The sequence below is a fragment of the Stenotrophomonas sp. 99219_Sma genome, from assembly GCF_056480785.1.
Genome location: NZ_CM151117.1, coordinates 550,475 through 567,171, shown reverse-complemented (window position 1 = coordinate 567,171; position 16,697 = coordinate 550,475). Strand labels below are relative to the sequence as shown.

Below are 16,697 nucleotides of genomic sequence, written 5' to 3'. Positions count from 1 at the left end.
TGGTCGGCACGTCGCCTACCGGGTCAGGCAATCTCCGCCATCACCCGCTTCAGGCCGTCCTGCCATGTCGGCAGCACGATGCCGAAATCCTGCTGCAGCTTGCGGTTGTCCAGCACCGACCAGGCCGGACGCTTGGCCGGGGTCGGGTATTCGGAACTGGGAATCGCCTCGACGGTCGGCACCTTCGCCAACACGCCGGTCGCCAGCGCTTCGGCGAAGATCGCCTCGGCGAACCCATGCCAACTGGTCTGGCCACTGGCCGTCAGATGCCAGGTGCCGGACAGCTGCCCCGGATGCTGCAGTGCCTGCGCACTGACATCAGCGATCAGCGCAGCCGGTGTCGGCGTGCCGATCTGATCGGCTACCACACGCAACTGGTCGCGCTCGGCGCCCACCCGCAGCATCGTGCGCAGGAAATTGGCGCCATGCGAGGCGTATACCCACGCCGTGCGGAAGATCAGATGACGACCGCCGGCAGCGCGCACGGCCTCTTCGCCATCACGCTTGCTGGTGCCATACACACCCAATGGCGCGGTCGGCTCGTCTTCGCGGTAGGGCGCGCTGCCCTGGCCATCGAACACGTAGTCGGTGGAGTAATGCACGAACGGCACGCCGTGCGCCGCACACCAGCGCGCGATCACGCCCGGCGCCTGCGCATTGGCGGCGAAGGCGGCCTCGGCATCCTGCTCGGCGCGATCGACCGCCGTGTAGGCGGCCGCGTTGACCACCACCGATGGCTGCAGGCGATCCAGCAATGCCGGCAGGCTGTCGGGCTGGCCGAAATCGGCGGTTTCGCAGGCACTTCCGTCGGGCAGTTGCCCGCTGCGGGTAGTTGCGACCACCTTGCCCAGCGGCGCCAGCGCGCGCAGCAGCTCCTGGCCGACCTGGCCATTGCCGCCGAACACCAGCACCGTCACGGGATGTAGACCGGCAGGCGGTCTTCGGCAATGTCCTTCAGGAAGGGCGCGGTGTCGTCCTTGGCCGACAGGGTCGGCGCACTGATCGGCCAATCCACTGCGATATCGCCATCGTTCCAGCGCACGCCGGCGTCGAAGTCCTTGAGGTAGACCTCGGTGCACAGGTAGCTGAACACCGCACGCTCGGACAATACGGCGAAACCGTGCGCAAAGCCTTCTGGAATCCAGAACTGCTTCTTGTTTTCCGCACTCAGCACCACCGCTTCCCACTGGCCGAAGGTCGGCGAGCCACGACGGATGTCCACGGCCACGTCATAGACCTCGCCCTCCAGCACGCTGACCAGCTTGCCCTGCGGGCGCGGCCACTGATAATGCAGGCCACGCAGCACGCCCTGTGCGGACGTCGATACGTTGCTCTGCACGAAACGGTCCGGCAGGCCCAGCGCAGCAAAGCGCTCGGCGTTCCAGGTTTCGAAGAAGTAACCGCGGGCATCGCCGAACACGGCCGGCTCGATCACCACGCAGCCGGGCAACTTGGTTTCAATCACTTTCACGGAACGACTCCACGCAGGGCGAGCTTGTGCAGGTACTGGCCGTAGCCATTCTTGATCAGCGGTGCAGCCAGAGCTTCCAACTGCTCGGCGTTGATCCAGCCTTGGCCGAACGCGATTTCTTCCGGGCAGCAGACCTGCAGGCCCTGTCGGGTCTGGATGGTCTCGATGAAGTTGGATGCCTCCAGCAGCGACTGATGGGTGCCGGTATCCAGCCAGGCATAGCCACGGCCGAGCGCTTCCAGGTGCAGGTTGCCCTCGGCCAGGTAGCGCTTGTTGAGATCGGTGATCTCCAGCTCGCCACGCGGCGATGGCTGCAGTTCGGCAGCATGCGCACTGGCGTTGCCGTCGTAGAAGTACAGGCCGGTCACGGCGTAGTTGGAACGAGGGTTTTCCGGCTTTTCAACAAGATCGATCACCTTGCCGCTCGAGTCGAATTCGGCCACGCCGTAGCGCTCCGGGTCGTTCACCCAGTAGCCGAACACGGTCGAGCCATCCACGCGCTCGTCGGCGCGCTTGAGCACTTCGCGCAGGCCGTGGCCGTGGAAGATGTTGTCGCCCAGCACCAGGCAGCTCGGCTTGCCGGCGACGAAGTCGCGGCCGATCAGGTAAGCCTGGGCCAGCCCATCCGGGCTCGGCTGCACGGCGTACTGGATATCCATGCCCCACTGCGAACCATCGCCCAGCAACTGCTGGAACAACGCCTGCTCGTGTGGGGTGTTGATGATCAGCACTTCACGGATGCCCGCCAGCATCAGCACGCTGAGCGGGTAGTAGATCATCGGCTTGTCGTACACCGGCAGCAGCTGCTTGCTGACGCCCTTGGTGATCGGATAAAGGCGGGTGCCGGAACCACCGGCGAGGATGATGCCCTTGCGCTGGGTCATGGTGTCTCCTGGGTTCAAGCCGTGGTGCCGATGCGCTGCAGACGGTAGCTGCCGTCGAGCACACCGTTGACCCAGTCCTGGTTGTCCAGGTACCAGTCGACGGTGAAGGCGATGCCCTGCTCGAAGGTGTAGGCCGGTTCCCAGCCCAGGTCGTTCTTCAGCTTCGATGCATCGATCGCGTAACGGCGGTCATGGCCCGGGCGGTCGGTGACGTAGGTGATCTGGCTGCTGCGCGGCTGGCCATCCGCACGTGGGCGGCGCGCATCGAGCAGCGCGCAGATGGCCTGCACCACTTCGATGTTCTGCTTTTCCGAGTTGCCGCCGACGTTATAGGTCTCGCCGACCTGGCCCTTGGCCAGCACGGTACGGATCGCTTCGCAGTGGTCGGACACGAACAGCCAGTCACGCACCTGCTTGCCGTCGCCGTACACCGGCAGCGGCTCGCCGGCCAGCGCCTTGGCGATCACCAGCGGGATCAGCTTCTCGGGGAAGTGGTACGGGCCGTAGTTGTTGGAGCAATTCGTGGTCAGCACCGGCAACCCGTAGGTGTGGTGGAACGCACGCACCAGATGGTCCGAAGCCGCCTTCGACGCCGAATACGGTGAATTCGGGGCGTACGGGGTGGTTTCGCTGAACTTGCCGGTCTCGCCCAGAGTGCCGTACACCTCGTCGGTGGACACGTGCAGGAAGCGGAACACCGCGCCCGGTTCGGCCGGCAGCGCCTTCCAGTAGTCACGGACCGCTTCCAGCAGGCCCAGGGTGCCCACCACATTGGTCTGGATGAAGGCGCCGGGACCATCGATGGAGCGGTCAACGTGGCTTTCAGCGGCGAAGTTCACGACCGCGTCCGGCTGGTGTTCGGCCAGCAGGCGGGCGACCAGATCACGGTCGCCGATGTCGCCCTGCACAAACAGGTGGTTGGGATTGCCGTCCAGGCTGGACAGGGTCTTCAGGTTGCCCGCGTAGGTCAGCACATCGAGGTTGATGACCTTGACGCCGCGCGCGACGGCCTCGAGAACGAAGTTACCGCCAATGAATCCGGCGCCGCCGGTGACAAGCCATGTGGGCACTACCTGTTCTCCTGATCGTGATTCGTGAGACGGGGCCTTCATGGCCACGACAATGCAACGTTGAAGGATACAACGGGCCTGCGGTAACACGCGATCACACAAGTGAACTCAGGCCGACTGCATTGCTGCATCGCAACAGCCGAAGCCAGCCACCATACGCATTCGCATGGTCACCTCAAGCCAGCTAGAATCGGGGTCCCACCCCCGAACCGGTTGCTGCTCCAGGACCGGACGTTCTCCCCGTTATTGAAGGACCCCGTACCAGATGAAAATCCTCGTCGCGTACAAGCGCGTGGTGGACTACAACGTCCGCATTCAGGTCAAGCCGGACGGTTCCGGCGTGGTCACCGACGGCGTCAAGCTGTCCCCCAACCCCTTCGATGAAATCGCCCTGGAAGAAGCCCTGCGCCTGCGCGACAAGGGCATCGCCAGCGAAGTCGTGGTTGCCACCATCGCCCCGGCCGATGCCCAGGCGCACCTGCGCAACGGCCTGGCCATGGGCGCCAACCGTGCCATCCACGTCGTCACCGACCAGGCGATCCAGCCGCTGACCGCCGCACGCACCCTGCTCAAGCTGATCGAGAAGGAACAGCCGGACCTGGTGATCCTGGGCAAGCAGGCCATCGACGACGACGCCAACCAGACCGGCCAGATGCTGGCCACGCTCTGGGGCCGCCCGCAGGCGACCTTCGCCAGCAAGCTGGACATTGCCGACGGCAAGGCCACGGTGACCCGTGAAGTCGACGCCGGCCTGGAAACGCTGGAAGTCGATCTGCCGGCCGTGGTCACCACCGACCTGCGCCTGAACGAGCCGCGCTTCATCAAGCTGCCGGACATCATGAAGGCCAAGGCCAAGCCGCTGGAGACCCTGCAGCTGGCCGACCTCGGCGTTGAAGCCGCCGACACCTTCAAGACCACCCAGTACGCCGCGCCGTCCAAGCGCAGCAAGGGTGTGATGGTCAAGGACGCGGCCGAACTGGTTGCCGCACTCAAGCAGAAGGGGTTGCTGTAATGAGCAGGATTCTCGTCATCGCCGAGCACCACGACCGCAAGCTCAATGCCGCCACCGCCAAGACCGTCAGCGCCGCCGCCGCCATCAGCGGTGCCAGCATCGACGTGCTGGTGCTGGCCGCCGATCCGGCCGCTGTCGCCGCTGAAGCCGCGAAGATCGCTGGGGTCGCCAAGGTCCTGACCGTCGCCAACGCGGCCAACGCGCAGGCCATCGCCCAGGTGCTGGCGCCGCAGATCGCACAGCTGGCCAAGGGCTACACCCACGTATTCGGCCCGTCGACCACCTTCGGCAAGGACCTGATGCCGTGCGTGGCCGCCCTGCTCGGCGTCAACCAGGTCTCCGACCTGATGAGCGTTGAAGGCAGCCACACCTTCAAGCGCCCGATCTACGCTGGCAACGCGATCATCACCGTGGAAGCGCCGGCCGACCAGATCGTGGTCGCCACCGTGCGTGCCGCCTCGTGGCCGGAAGCCGCCCAGGGTGGCAATGCCGCCGTTGAAGCAGCAAGCGTCGACGCTGCCCTGCCGACCCATACCCGCTTCGTCGGCCTGGCCGCCGGTGCCAGCGACCGTCCGGACCTGCAGAGCGCCAAGCGCGTGGTCTCCGGTGGCCGTGGCGTCGGTTCGGAAGAGAACTTCAAGGTCATCTTCCAGCTGGCCGACAAGCTCGGTGCTGCCGTCGGTGCCTCGCGTGCGGCCGTCGATGCCGGCTACGTGCCCAGCGACCTGCAGGTCGGCCAGACCGGCAAGATCATCGCGCCGGAACTGTACGTGGCCGTTGGCATCAGTGGTGCGATCCAGCACCTGACCGGCATCAAGGACGCCGGCACGATCGTCGCGATCAACAAGGACGGCGACGCGCCGATCTTCGAGATTGCCGATATCGGCCTGGTGGGGGATCTGTTTGCGATCCTGCCGGAGCTGGAAAAGGCGCTGTAATGGCCAACCGTCGCCCTCCAGTGTCGGTTCAGCCGGCACCCGGAGGGCGTGCGGGCATCTGGGTCGCCGCCATTGCAGTGATCTATCTGGCCTCATTGTGGTACCTCGATCGCGACAGGAACATCCTGTCGCAATTGGCCCGAATGGCAGCTCCGCTGTCGGCCTGCGCCGTTCTCGTCCTGCTTGGTTATATCTGCCGGTACCAGCGCTGGCGCGGAGTACTCGCGGCACAGGGCCATCCTGTGCATGCCTGGTGGCAGGGCCTAGTCGCCTATCTAGCTGGCTTCGCGTTCACGGCATCACCGGGCAAGGCCGGTGAACTGCTGCGTATCCGCTACTTCAACTGGCAGGGCATTCCGCCCCGGGCCACGTTGACGACGTTCATCTTCGAACGAGCCTGTGACCTGCTGGTGATCACCCTGCTGTCGATCGGAGCGGCCACTCTGGTTCCGGCGTTCGGCCTGCTGGCGCTGATCATTCTTGTGCTCTTGCTGGCGCTACTTGCCCTTGGCTGCTGGCCGCCCTTGGCGCGGTTCGCGCGCGGACTGGCCACGCGGCTGCCCGGCGCGCCGATACGGAGGGCGGCAGGCTTCCTGATCGACGGTGGGACCGCGCTGGGCGCCCTGCTTCGGATCCGTCTGCTGCTGGGTAGCCTGGGCTGGGGCAGCGTAGCGTGGTTGCTCACAGCGGTTGCGTTCGCATGGTTGTGCCACAGCTCGGGCATTACCGTGCCGGCTCCGCTGCTGCTGGGCATCTATCCGTTGGCGATGCTGATCGGTGCCCTGTCCTTCGTGCCCGGTGGCGTCGGAACCACCGAAGCGGCCATCGTGCTGATGCTGGTAGCCTGCGGCGTCGGCCCGGACGCGGCACTAGCCATGGCCATCGGCATCCGACTGGTCAGTCTGTGGCTGGCGGTGCTGGTGGGCATGCTGGCCATGGCCACGCTGGAATCCCGCGCCTTGGCGGCTGCGACCGGGCGCTGATGCGCGTACTGACCCGGTCACCACCTTCATTTATCATCCATTTGGTCAACAGCGATACATAGGGCTCAGCAATGCAGCATTTCGACGCAGTACCCCCCGGAGCACACACGCTGTGACGATCTCCAACCGCCCGCTCTGCGTCGATCTTGACGGCACCCTGCTGCGCTCGGACATCCTTTACGAGTCCCTGCTGGCGCTGCTGGCGAACAACCCGCTGTACCTTTTCCTGGTGCCTTTCTGGCTTCTGCGGGGCAAGGCCTACGTGAAACGCCAGCTGGCCTCGCGCGTGAAGTTGCCGGCCGAGACCCTGCCGTACGACGAGCGCGTACTGGAGATCTTGCGCACCACCACGCAACGCCCCCGCGTGCTGTGCACGGCCTCGGACCGGTTGTTGGTACAGCCCATCGCAGACCACCTCGGCCTGTTCGAGGAGGTGATGGCCAGCGATGGCCAGACCAACCTGTCCGGCAGCAACAAGGGCCAGGCGCTCGCCGCACGCTTCGGCGAACGCGGCTTCGACTACATGGGCAACGGCACGGTCGATCTGAAGGTGTGGGCGCATGCCGGTGGCGCGATCGTGGTCAACAACGGTGCGGCGCTCGCCAGCGCGGCGGCGAAGCAGACCACGGTGCTGGCCCACCTGCCCTCGCAGAACGGCGGCCTGATCACCTGGATCAAGGCCCTGCGCATCTACCAGTGGCTGAAGAATCTGCTGGTGCTGGTGCCGTTGCTGACCGCGCATCGGTTCTTCGACATCGCCTCAATCATCGATGCGGGCACGGCGTTCCTCGCCTTCGGTCTGTGCGCGTCGGGCGTCTATCTGCTCAACGACCTGCTCGACCTCACCCCGGACCGCATGCATCCGCGCAAGCGCAGACGTCCGTTCGCGGCCGGTACGCTGCCGCTGCTGCATGGTCTGCTGGTCGCACCGCTGATTACTCTGGCCGGCTTCGCTCTGGCCCTGGCCTGCAGCCCGGTCTTCGCCGGCGTGCTGCTATGCTACTACGTGATGACGCTGAGCTATTCGCTCAAGCTCAAGCGCATCGTGATGATCGACGTCGTGCTGCTGGCTGCGCTGTACACGGTGCGCATCATCGGTGGTGCGGTGGCGATCAATTCCGAGCTGTCGTTCTGGCTGCTGGCATTCTCGATGTTCGTGTTCCTCAGCCTGGCCATGCTCAAGCGCTATACCGAGCTGGCGTCGGCCCTGGCCAGCGGCAAGGAAATGGCGATCGGCCGTGGCTACTCGGTAGCGGACCTGCCGCTGGTGCAGTCGCTGGGCGCAGCCGCCGGCTACATCGGCGTGCTGGTGTTCGCCCTGTACATCAACAGCCCGGAAAGCCTGGAGCTCTACGGCAATCCCAAGTTGCTGTGGCTGCTCTGCCCGATCCTGCTGTACTGGATCAGCCGCATGTGGATCGTCTCCCATCGAGGCAATATGCATGACGATCCGATCGTGTTCGCTGCCACGGACCGCGGTAGCCAGATCGTCATCGGACTGTGCGTGTTGATCGTGCTGATCGCGATATGAGTTCAGCACCCCGCCAGTCCTGGGGACGCTATCCGCGCGTTGAGCAGCGCATCATTCCGGTGCTCGACCGTGCGTCGGCGCTACCGTTGCCGCCGGAAGGCGACACCGTGCTTCCGCATGGCAATGGCCGCAGCTATGGCGACAGCTGTCTCAATCCGGACGCTTCGCTGCTGACCAGCCGCGCCTTGGACCGCTTCATCAGCTTCGATCCGGCCAGTGGCATCGTCCGTTGCGAGGCTGGCGTCACCCTGGCCGAGATCCTCGAGATCGCCCTGCCCAGCGGCTGGTTCCTACCGGTCACGCCAGGTACCCGATATGCCACGGTAGGCGGCGCCATCGGCAACGACGTCCACGGCAAGAACCACCATCGCGCCGGCACCTTCGGCCACCACGTGCGGTGCTTGGAGCTGCTACGCAGCGATGGCGCCCGCCAGCAGCTCACCCCCGCCGATGACAGCGGCCTGTTCGCCGCCACCATCGGCGGTCTCGGCCTGACCGGGTTCATCACCTGGACCGAGCTGCAGCTGCGGCGCGTGCCGGGGCCGTGGATCGAAACCGAATCGATCCGCTTCGACAACCTGGACGCCTTCTTCGAGCTCTCGCGCGAATCAGCCAGCGACTTCGAATATACCGTCGCCTGGATCGACTGCCTGGCCAGCGGGCCGAAACTCGGCCGCGGCCACTTCCTGCGTGGCGACCACGCACCGGGCAATGCGCAGGCGTCCACGCCAAGTTCGGCACCCCGCCGCAGCATGCCCATCGTGCCGCCGGTATCGCTGGTCAATCGGCTCACCCTGCGCCCGTTCAACACGCTTTACTACTGGCGCCAGCCCGCGCGTCGTGCCCGTCATCTGTCTCATTACCAGAGCTATTTCTACCCCCTGGACGGCATCAACCACTGGAACCGCGTGTATGGCCCACGCGGCTTCCTGCAGCACCAGTGCGTGCTCCCGCCCGCTGTCGCCCGCGATGCCACCGCCGCCCTACTGGCGGAGATCGCGCGCAGTGGACGCGGCTCGTTCCTGGCGGTGCTGAAGGAGTTCGGCGACCGCCCTTCGCCGGGGCTGCTGTCGTTCCCACGCGCGGGTACTACCCTGGCCCTGGATTTCCCCAACGATGGGCCGGATCTGCTGAAGATGCTCGACCGCCTGGACCGCATCGTCAGCGAGGCCGGTGGTGCGGTCTATCCGGCCAAGGACGCGCGAATGTCCGGCGCACTGTTCCGCCAGGCCTACCCGGCCTGGGAAGCATTCTCCCGCTTCATCGACCCCCGTTTCTCATCCGGCTTCTGGCGCCGGGTGATGGAGTAAGCATGCAGAAGATCCTGATCATCGGCGCGACCTCGGCCATCGCCGAATCCGTCGCCCGCCTCTACGCGGGACGCGCCGCCGCGCTCTACCTGGTGGGCCGCAGTGCCGGCAAGTTGGACACCATCGCCGCCGACCTGCGCGTGCGCGGCGCCCCACATGTGCATACCGGCGTACTGGATGTGAACGACCTGTCCGCGCATGGCGCGCTGCTGGACGACGCCTGGTCAACCCTGGGCGGTGTGGACACGGTGCTCATCGCCCACGGCACCCTGCCTGACCAGGCCGCCTGTGATGCATCGGTCGAGCTGTCGCTACGCGAGTTTGCCACCAATGGCACCTCCACGATTGCCTTGGCAGCCGCGCTGGCCCAGCGCCTGCAGTCCGGCGCCAGTCTGGCGGTGATCTCCTCGGTGGCCGGTGATCGTGGTCGCGCCAGCAACTACCTCTACGGCAGCGCCAAGGCCGCCGTGACCGCCTACCTGAGCGGCCTGGGCCAGCGCCTGCGCCCGGCCGGCATCAACGTGCTGGTCATCAAGCCCGGGTTTGTCGATACGCCGATGACGGCCGCCTTCAAGAAAGGCGCGCTGTGGGCAACGCCGGACAAGGTGGCCGCCGGCATCCTCAAGGCCATCAGCAAGCGCAAGGCCGTCGCCTACCTGCCCGGTTTCTGGTGGGCGATCATGATGATCATCAAGAACATTCCGGAATTCGTGTTCCGCAGGATCAAGCTCTGACATGACCGACAAGCACGCCAAGATCGTCATCACCGGTGCCGCCGGGCTGGTCGGGCAGAACCTGATCGTTGAGCTCAAGCAGCAGGGGTATACCCAGCTGGTGGCCATCGACAAGCACAAGCACAACCTGGACATCCTGCATAAGCTGCACCCGGATGTGCGGGTGGTTCTGGCCGACCTGGCCGAACCTGGCGGCTGGGCCGATGAGTTCAAGGGTGCTGCCGGCGTGGTTCAGCTGCATGCACAGATCACCGGCAAGACCACCGATCTCTTCGTGCGCAACAACATCACTGCCACCCGCCACGTACTAAAGGCGACCCAGGACGCCGCCGTGCCCTACATGGTGCATATCAGTTCGTCGGTGGTGAATTCGGTGGCCAAGGATGACTACACCAACACCAAGCGCGAGCAGGAGGAGATGGTGGTCGCCAGCGGCCAGCGCCACTGCGTGCTGCGTCCCACCCTGATGTTCGGCTGGTTCGACCCCAAGCACCTGGGGTGGCTGTCGCGCTTCATGGCACGCACGCCGGTGTTCCCGATTCCCGGTGACGGCAGGTTCATGCGTCAGCCGCTGTACGAACGCGACTTCTGTCGCTGCATCGCCAAGTGCATCGAGACCGAACCCGATGGCGAGGTCTTCGACATCGTGGGCGATACCCGCGTGGACTACGTGGACATCATCCGTACGATCAAGCAGGTGAAGAAGCTGCATACGTTGATCGTGCACATTCCGATCGGGTTCTTCGCCTTCCTGCTGAAGGTCTACAGCCTATTCAGCAGCAAGCCGCCCTTTACCGCGGATCAGCTCAAGGCGCTGAGCGCCGGAGATGACTTCAAAGGCATCGACACCCTGGCCGTGTTCGGGGTGAAACAGACGCCGTTCGAGGATGCTATCCGCGAAAGCTACACGGACAAGCGCTACAGCCACATTGTTCTGCAACGCTGAAGGAATGCGACGGATGCGCATCATTACCATCGTGGCCGCGATCATCTGCATCGCGTTGGCACTCTGTTGGAAATTGCTGCCGGCACAGGGCGCAGCGGAATCCGCAGCGGTTTTCGACGGGGGGTGTCTGCCATCATCGTCGCCGTACCTGCAGGCCAACGCGAGCGTGAAGGGAGCCATTACCTACTGCGAGATCGGTGACGCCGCCACGGGCACGCTTGTCATGCGCATTCCCGCTGGCACGCTGGACAGCTTTGACCTCGTGGTTGCCGGCTATGTGGACGGCAAAAACGTCAGTCTTGCCCTGCAACCGGTCGACGGCAGCAGCCCGGCCATCCACCTGCAGCAGGCTCCAGCCGAGCAATGGACTGCGGCAGCGCTGCAGATCCCCGAGCCATGGAAGAGCATTGACTTGACCGCTACGCTCCAGGACCGCGGCAATCAGCATGCACAGTGGGGGGGCGTTGGGCTGGTTCCGATAAGACCGGCTGCACACGCACACCGCAGCGTGGCGGTAGCGCTGCTGTGCCTTGCACTTGCATTGGCTCTGCTGGCACGCCATGCAGGCGCGGCTTCCAACCCGTCAAGCACCATCAACCGGGTTTCCGTAGCCACAGCTCTGCTTGCGACGGTGCTGATCGGCGGACACCTTTACCGGGGCGACATCGCTGGTATCTGGGTCCATCCTGACGAGTCCATCCCAGTAAAGGTCATGGAAGGGATGCACGAGCGCGGCGATCTTGACACGGATTTCGCCAAGGCTGATCTCCCCATCTTCGCCGACTTCCGCTACAACTTCTCCGGATACATCCTTGCCGCCTACGCCAGTGCCGAGGTGTTTTCGCCAGAGTCCTTCAGCAGTGAACCTGCGTTGCTGAAGCATCTGCTGGACCTGTCGCGTTGGAGCGCGGCAGCAACCCTGGCTTTGTGCCTGCTGCTGCTCCTGCGTCATACCAATGCGCTGTACGCCGCCATTGGTACGGCGTTGATCGCCATTGTCCCCCAGCTCTACCAGGACGCCCACTACGCGCGCCTTGAATCACTGAGTACGCTGCTGGCGACGCTGGTCTTCGCACTGGCCACACTCAAACCCGTTCGGGAACGACACCGCCATCTACTCATGGCCGGCATCGGCCTACTTGCTGGCGTACTGACCACGATCAAGTTCACCTATGTGATCTTCCTGCTGTTCTGCATCGCATCCGCCATCCCCATGCTTCCCCGCTCTGGTGGCGTTGCGATGCGTATCAAGGCGCTGTTGGTACATGGCCTGTGGTCGGCGCTCGGTTTTACCGCTGGATTCTGCATTGCATCACCGTCAATCGTTGTCGATCTCGGAGGGTTCATCGCAGGCATCCAGGCATTGAACAACCAATACGGCGGCGGCCACCCCCCGCACGGCTTCCCATCGCCTTCGGTGGGAAAGCAGATCGGCCTGATTGCCGGCTACTACTCTGCAACGATCGGGCTGCCTCTGCTCGTACTGCACTTGGCAGGCTATGCACGTGGGTTGCTTGCACCAGCAAAGTACGCGCTCGGGGGGGTCGCAGGCATCACGTTGCTGGCCTTCCTTTTCCAGGATGTGTTCTTCGAGCGCAACTTCAGCCCGTTCCTGCCCTGCTTCATCCTGATTTCAGTAGCCGGCATGGCGAACATCGAGCACTGGATGCTGCGTATCCTGCCCGAGCGCAACTGGATACCCGCAGCGCTGAGACTGCTCCTGGCTGCAGTTCTGGCCTTCTGCGGGTGGACCGCGCTGTCGGTGACAAGCCGTCTTGCTCCGCACTTCTCTGCGGAGAGCCTGTCGACCATGGACCGTGACCATGCCCGCAAGCTGGATGGCTATGTGCGTGATTTCGGCGCGACTGGAGTAAGACAGATCGGCTTCCCTGACATCATGGGATCTGCCTTCCCACAGCCCGCTGGGGAGTGCGTGCTCTATCAAGGCATTCACTACAACGACGGTTGGTCCGAAAGTTACTATCACCAACTCGAACAGCGAGGCTTCCGCTTGGTCGCGCGCATGGCGTCAGATTTCGACGAGGTTCCCGTAAGCACGCTCAACGTGTATCACAGTCCGACCATGCTGCTGTATTACTCCCCCGCCGACTGCCCCCGTGAAGGAGCACTGCAGTGAGCCCCTCTGCGCCTGACAAGAATCGCTCACCTTCGCCGCCGCCCGCAGACGGATGCTCCACTGACAGGCCGAATGAAGCACCGGGCGGCGGTCTCCTGCGCGACTTTTTCAGTCGCCGCTACCTGCTGTTCCTCGTCTCCGGCGGCTCCTCAGCGGTTCTCGGCGTTACTTTGCGCCTTCTGTTTGCACAGTTCATGGGCTACACCGCCTCAGTCATTGTGTCGTACTTCTTCAGCACGCTTGCGGCCTATGCACTGAACAAACGCTTGGTGTTCCGGGGCCAGGCGCGTAGCACGGAGCTGGGCAAGTTCTTTGTCGTGAACGTGATCGGCCTGCTGCAGACTGCGCTGCTGAGCAACGCGTTTTTCAAGCTCATAGAGTGGGCAACGCGATTGCCCGTTCCTGTCGCCGAGACGATGGGACATGCTGTCGCCCTCTCCACCCTGGCGGTGACCAGTTTCATCATCCACAAGTACTGGACCTTCTCCGAATCGAAGCTCGACGGAAAGGCCAGCCGCCCGGATTGACCCGGCCGCGCAATCAGACAAGGCAGACACGTGTCAGCATCCCTTACAGACTCCAGCATTCAGGTCAAACCAATGAGTAAGCAGCGCTATGCCATCGTCGGCGCAGGCCCGATGGGCCTGATGGCCGCCGTCCGCCTCCTCGACGCGGGGCACCAGGTCGATATCTATGAGCGCGACGACCGCATCGGCGGCATGTCGGCAGCCTTTGATTTCGACGGCCTTTCCATCGAACGCTACTACCACTTCATCTGCAAGACCGACGACCCGTTGTTCGCCCTGTTGGAACGCTACGACCTGGGCCACACGCTGAAGTGGACCGATACCAGGATGGGCTACTTCTACAACGGCCGCCTGTTCAAGTGGGGCACGCCGTTCGCGCTGCTCGGTTTCCCGCACCTGGGGCCGATCAGCAAGTTCCGCTACGCCCTGCACGTGATGTACACCAAGGGCATCAAGGACTGGACGGCGCTGGACAAGGAAGAGGCGGGTACCTGGATCCGTCGCTGGATCGGCGATAAAGCCTACAACGTGATGTGGAAGGACGCCTTCCGCCTGAAGTTCTTCGAGTACAAGGACAATCTGTCCGCCAGTTGGATCGGTACACGCATCAAACGCATCGCGCTGTCGCGCCGCAACCTGATGAACGAAAGCCTGGGCTACCTCGAAGGTGGCTCGATGACGCTGCTTGACCGCATGGAGAAGGACATCCGGGATCGCGGTGGCCGCATCTTCCTGTCGCAGGGAATCGACGAAGTGGTCAGTGAAGGCGGCCGCGTGACCGGCATCCGGACCGGTGACACCTTCACCGCCTACGACGGCGTGGTGTCCACCGCCCCTATCCAGTATGTTCCCGCCATGGTTCCCGGCCTGCCGGAAGACTTCCGCGCGCAGATCCGCGCCGTGGAGAACATTCCCGTGGCGTGCGTCATCCTCAAGCTCAAGCATGCGGTCAGCGAGAACTTCTGGATGAACATCAGTGATCCGGGCATCGCCATTCCCGGCGTCATCGAGTACAGCAACCTCAATCCCGGCGAGCACCCGGGGCAGAAGATCCTGTATGCACCGTTCTACATGCCCAAGACCCACTCCAAGTGGAAGGCATCCAACGCCGAGCTGATCGAGGAAGTGCTGGGTTACCTGCCGCGCCTGAATCCGCAGTTCAAGCGCGACTGGGTCCTTGCCACCCACTGCCACCGCTATGAGTTCGCACAGACCATCTGCCCGCCCGGCTTCCAGGACATGCTGCCGGCGATGCGCACTCCGGTGAGCGGTTTCTTCATGGCCGATACTGCCTATTACTACCCCGAGGACCGCTCGATCTCGGAAAGCCTGCAGGCAGCCGATCGCCTCGTCGAAGAAGTGCTGAAGGCATGATCAGTCCGCAGTTCCTGCGGTTTATCGTCGCAGGCGGTATCGCCGCCGCGGCGAACTTCGGATCACGCATCCTGCTGAGCCAGGTCATGCCATATGCGGCCGCAATCATCGTCGCGTACTGCATCGGCATGGTGACCGCTTTCCTGTTGAACCGCCGCTTCGTGTTCGAAGCATCCAGCAACCCGTTACACCACCAGGCGGCATGGTTCGTTGCGATCAACCTGCTGGCGGTCGTACAGACGCTGGTGGTCAGCCTCGTGCTCGCGCGCTGGCTGTTCCCCGCTGTTGGCATGACCTTCCACCCGGAAACCCTGGCACATGCGGTGGGTGTAGCCGTGCCGGTATTCACCAGTTATGTGGGTCACAAAGCGCTCACTTTCCGCGAGAAGCATCCATGACCACTTCCATGCACGTGGAACGCCGTAATGCCCCCTCGGCCGTCACCATCGCCGTCGGCGTGGCGTTGCTGGCCCTGGTGGCCAGGCTGCTGTACATCCAGTTCTATGCCGTACCGGTACCCTACTGGGACCAGTGGGACGGCGAAGCAGCCTTCCTGCTCAAGCCCTGGATCGACGGCACCCTGCAATGGGCAGACCTGATCCGTACCCATAACGAGCACCGCATCCTGCCGACGCGCTTGGTCACGTTGGGCAGCTATCTGGTGACCGGCCAGTGGAACAACATGTACGAAGCACGCGTCAGCGCGCTGGTGTACTGCTTCATTCCCGGCCTGTTGGTCTGGCACGCGCTGCGCGATGAACGGCGGTCGCGCCTCAACTGGCTCCTGGTGGTGATGGCACTGGCAACGGCCGTGCTGCCTTTCGCCTGGGAGAACATCCTCGTCGGTTTCCAGAGCCAGTTCTATTTCCTGATCCTTGCCAGCCTGCTGGCAGTGGGCCTGGCCGCCCGCCAGCACGAGAACATCATCGCAATCGCTGGCGCGGTGACCCTGAGCATCTTCGCCGCATTGACGATGGCATCGGGCATGCTCACCCCCGTCGCCGTCGGCGCCACCTACGTGCTGGCCTGCATCTGCCTGCCCGGCCGCCGCTGGCCCGCGCTGAGCGCCGTGATCGTGCTCGCCGCCATCGCGGCAGCCGCCTACCTGGCCATCCCGGTCATTCCCGAGCACCGCACGCTGCAGGCGCAGGGCGCACTGGAGTTCATCGATGCTGTCAGCCACGTGCTGGGGTGGCCGGTGTCCCGGTTCCACCTGGCCGTGGTGGCGCTATGGCTGCCGTCGGTCCTGGTGATCTCGCGCATGCTGCTGCGCCGTCGGGCCACCCATAGCGAACTGGTGATGGCCGGCCTGTGCATCTGGTCTGCGCTGCAGGGCGCGGCCATTGCCTATGGTCGTGGCCATGGCATGGAAACGCCCACCTCGCGCTATACCGAACTGTTCATTCCCGGCCTGTTCGGCAACGCTTGGTTTGCCATCCAGTTGGTGCGGACAGCGGCTCGCCCGTCGGTGGTGCGTACTGGTGCGGTGCTGGTGGCTGCCGCGTTCGCCATTACCTTCACCGGGGGCATGTTGCGCCACGTGCCCGCAGACATGGCCACGGTCAGGGAACGCGCAGCGCTCGGGCAGATCCAGCAGCGCAATGTCCTGCATTACCTGACCAGCAATGACCCGTCCGCCCTGCAGGTGGAATACCAGCACATCCCCTATCCCAGTGCGGAGCGGCTCAAGACCCTGCTGGATGACCCGGCGTTGCGTGGGGCGCTGTTCGTCGAGGTGGTGCCCGCCCAAGCCCAGCAACCTGCGCCGGTCCACTGAGGA

16 protein-coding genes are annotated in these 16,697 nt (G+C 64.1%); 12 read left to right on the top strand and 4 right to left on the bottom strand.

The window, feature by feature from the left end; genetic code table 11:
- Positions 1-23: 23 nt before the first annotated feature.
- Genes rfbD through rfbB form a run of 4 tightly spaced genes read right to left on the bottom strand, consistent with a single transcriptional unit; the run spans position 24 to position 3,425 of the window.
- On the bottom strand, positions 24-917 hold the full coding sequence (gene rfbD, locus ACZK13_RS02585; RefSeq protein WP_253143412.1) for a dTDP-4-dehydrorhamnose reductase: 894 nt from the start codon (positions 915-917) through the stop codon (positions 24-26).
- On the bottom strand, positions 914-1,471 hold the full coding sequence (gene rfbC / locus ACZK13_RS02580) for a dTDP-4-dehydrorhamnose 3,5-epimerase (protein WP_197611124.1): 558 nt from the start codon (positions 1,469-1,471) through the stop codon (positions 914-916). Before rfbC ends, rfbD begins: the two co-directional genes overlap by 4 nt.
- Positions 1,468-2,355 (bottom strand): glucose-1-phosphate thymidylyltransferase RfbA, encoded by an 888-nt coding sequence (gene rfbA / locus ACZK13_RS02575; protein ID WP_253143411.1) that lies wholly within the window; start codon positions 2,353-2,355, stop codon positions 1,468-1,470. Before rfbA ends, rfbC begins: the two co-directional genes overlap by 4 nt.
- Before the next feature lie 14 nt (positions 2,356-2,369).
- The gene (rfbB, locus tag ACZK13_RS02570; protein ID WP_253143410.1) at positions 2,370-3,425 is read right to left on the bottom strand and encodes a dTDP-glucose 4,6-dehydratase; all 1,056 of its coding nucleotides are present in this window, start codon (positions 3,423-3,425) and stop codon (positions 2,370-2,372) included.
- A 265-nt stretch (positions 3,426-3,690) separates the two neighbouring features.
- Here rfbB and ACZK13_RS02565 point away from each other — a divergent pair, with 265 nt between their 5' ends.
- The 12 genes from ACZK13_RS02565 to ACZK13_RS02510 all read left to right on the top strand — a co-directional run bounded on the left by ACZK13_RS02565 (position 3,691) and on the right by ACZK13_RS02510 (position 16,694).
- On the top strand, positions 3,691-4,437 hold the full coding sequence (locus ACZK13_RS02565; protein ID WP_005415186.1) for an electron transfer flavoprotein subunit beta/FixA family protein: 747 nt from the start codon (positions 3,691-3,693) through the stop codon (positions 4,435-4,437).
- A complete protein-coding gene (locus ACZK13_RS02560; RefSeq protein WP_253143409.1) occupies positions 4,437-5,375 on the top strand; it encodes an electron transfer flavoprotein subunit alpha/FixB family protein in 939 nt (312 codons plus the stop codon). Before ACZK13_RS02565 ends, ACZK13_RS02560 begins: the two co-directional genes overlap by 1 nt.
- Positions 5,375-6,358 carry a lysylphosphatidylglycerol synthase transmembrane domain-containing protein gene (locus ACZK13_RS02555; protein WP_134950839.1) on the top strand — a complete coding sequence of 328 codons (984 nt, stop codon included), beginning with the start codon at positions 5,375-5,377 and terminating at the stop codon, positions 6,356-6,358. The genes ACZK13_RS02560 and ACZK13_RS02555 overlap by 1 nt, the downstream gene beginning before the upstream one ends.
- Before the next feature lie 112 nt (positions 6,359-6,470).
- The gene (locus ACZK13_RS02550) at positions 6,471-7,889 is read left to right on the top strand and encodes a UbiA family prenyltransferase (protein WP_253143408.1); all 1,419 of its coding nucleotides are present in this window, start codon (positions 6,471-6,473) and stop codon (positions 7,887-7,889) included.
- Complete coding sequence (locus ACZK13_RS02545; protein ID WP_134950841.1) at positions 7,886-9,199, top strand: FAD-binding oxidoreductase; 1,314 nt, start codon at positions 7,886-7,888, stop codon at positions 9,197-9,199. The genes ACZK13_RS02550 and ACZK13_RS02545 overlap by 4 nt, the downstream gene beginning before the upstream one ends.
- A gap of 2 nt (positions 9,200-9,201) precedes the next feature.
- Positions 9,202-9,933 (top strand): SDR family oxidoreductase, encoded by a 732-nt coding sequence (locus ACZK13_RS02540; protein WP_197611118.1) that lies wholly within the window; start codon positions 9,202-9,204, stop codon positions 9,931-9,933.
- A 1-nt stretch (position 9,934) separates the two neighbouring features.
- Positions 9,935-10,879, top strand: a complete 945-nt coding sequence (locus ACZK13_RS02535) for an NAD-dependent epimerase/dehydratase family protein (protein ID WP_253143407.1) — start codon at positions 9,935-9,937, stop codon at positions 10,877-10,879.
- A gap of 13 nt (positions 10,880-10,892) precedes the next feature.
- The gene (locus ACZK13_RS02530) at positions 10,893-13,016 is read left to right on the top strand and encodes a hypothetical protein (protein ID WP_253143406.1); all 2,124 of its coding nucleotides are present in this window, start codon (positions 10,893-10,895) and stop codon (positions 13,014-13,016) included.
- On the top strand, positions 13,013-13,543 hold the full coding sequence (locus ACZK13_RS02525) for a GtrA family protein (protein ID WP_197611115.1): 531 nt from the start codon (positions 13,013-13,015) through the stop codon (positions 13,541-13,543). Before ACZK13_RS02530 ends, ACZK13_RS02525 begins: the two co-directional genes overlap by 4 nt.
- Positions 13,544-13,615: 72 nt before the next feature.
- Entirely contained in the window at positions 13,616-14,917 is a 1,302-nt protein-coding gene (locus ACZK13_RS02520) for an NAD(P)/FAD-dependent oxidoreductase (RefSeq protein ID WP_253143405.1), read from the top strand.
- Positions 14,914-15,315: a GtrA family protein gene (locus ACZK13_RS02515; RefSeq protein ID WP_253143404.1), complete on the top strand. Its 402-nt coding sequence runs from the start codon at positions 14,914-14,916 to the stop codon at positions 15,313-15,315. Before ACZK13_RS02520 ends, ACZK13_RS02515 begins: the two co-directional genes overlap by 4 nt.
- Positions 15,312-16,694: a hypothetical protein gene (locus ACZK13_RS02510; protein ID WP_253143403.1), complete on the top strand. Its 1,383-nt coding sequence runs from the start codon at positions 15,312-15,314 to the stop codon at positions 16,692-16,694. The genes ACZK13_RS02515 and ACZK13_RS02510 overlap by 4 nt, the downstream gene beginning before the upstream one ends.
- Positions 16,695-16,697 lie beyond the last annotated feature (3 nt).

Coding starts and splice junctions, on each gene's coding strand:
- ACZK13_RS02540 (WP_197611118.1), top strand. CDS start 9,202: ATGCAGAAGATCCTGATCATCGGCGCGACCTCGGCCATCGCCGAATCC.
- ACZK13_RS02560 (WP_253143409.1), top strand. CDS start 4,437: ATGAGCAGGATTCTCGTCATCGCCGAGCACCACGACCGCAAGCTCAAT.
- ACZK13_RS02535 (WP_253143407.1), top strand. CDS start 9,935: ATGACCGACAAGCACGCCAAGATCGTCATCACCGGTGCCGCCGGGCTG.
- ACZK13_RS02555 (WP_134950839.1), top strand. CDS start 5,375: ATGGCCAACCGTCGCCCTCCAGTGTCGGTTCAGCCGGCACCCGGAGGG.
- rfbA (WP_253143411.1), bottom strand. CDS start 2,355: ATGACCCAGCGCAAGGGCATCATCCTCGCCGGTGGTTCCGGCACCCGC.
- ACZK13_RS02545 (WP_134950841.1), top strand. CDS start 7,886: ATGAGTTCAGCACCCCGCCAGTCCTGGGGACGCTATCCGCGCGTTGAG.
- ACZK13_RS02565 (WP_005415186.1), top strand. CDS start 3,691: ATGAAAATCCTCGTCGCGTACAAGCGCGTGGTGGACTACAACGTCCGC.
- ACZK13_RS02515 (WP_253143404.1), top strand. CDS start 14,914: ATGATCAGTCCGCAGTTCCTGCGGTTTATCGTCGCAGGCGGTATCGCC.
- ACZK13_RS02510 (WP_253143403.1), top strand. CDS start 15,312: ATGACCACTTCCATGCACGTGGAACGCCGTAATGCCCCCTCGGCCGTC.
- ACZK13_RS02530 (WP_253143406.1), top strand. CDS start 10,893: ATGCGCATCATTACCATCGTGGCCGCGATCATCTGCATCGCGTTGGCA.
- ACZK13_RS02520 (WP_253143405.1), top strand. CDS start 13,616: ATGAGTAAGCAGCGCTATGCCATCGTCGGCGCAGGCCCGATGGGCCTG.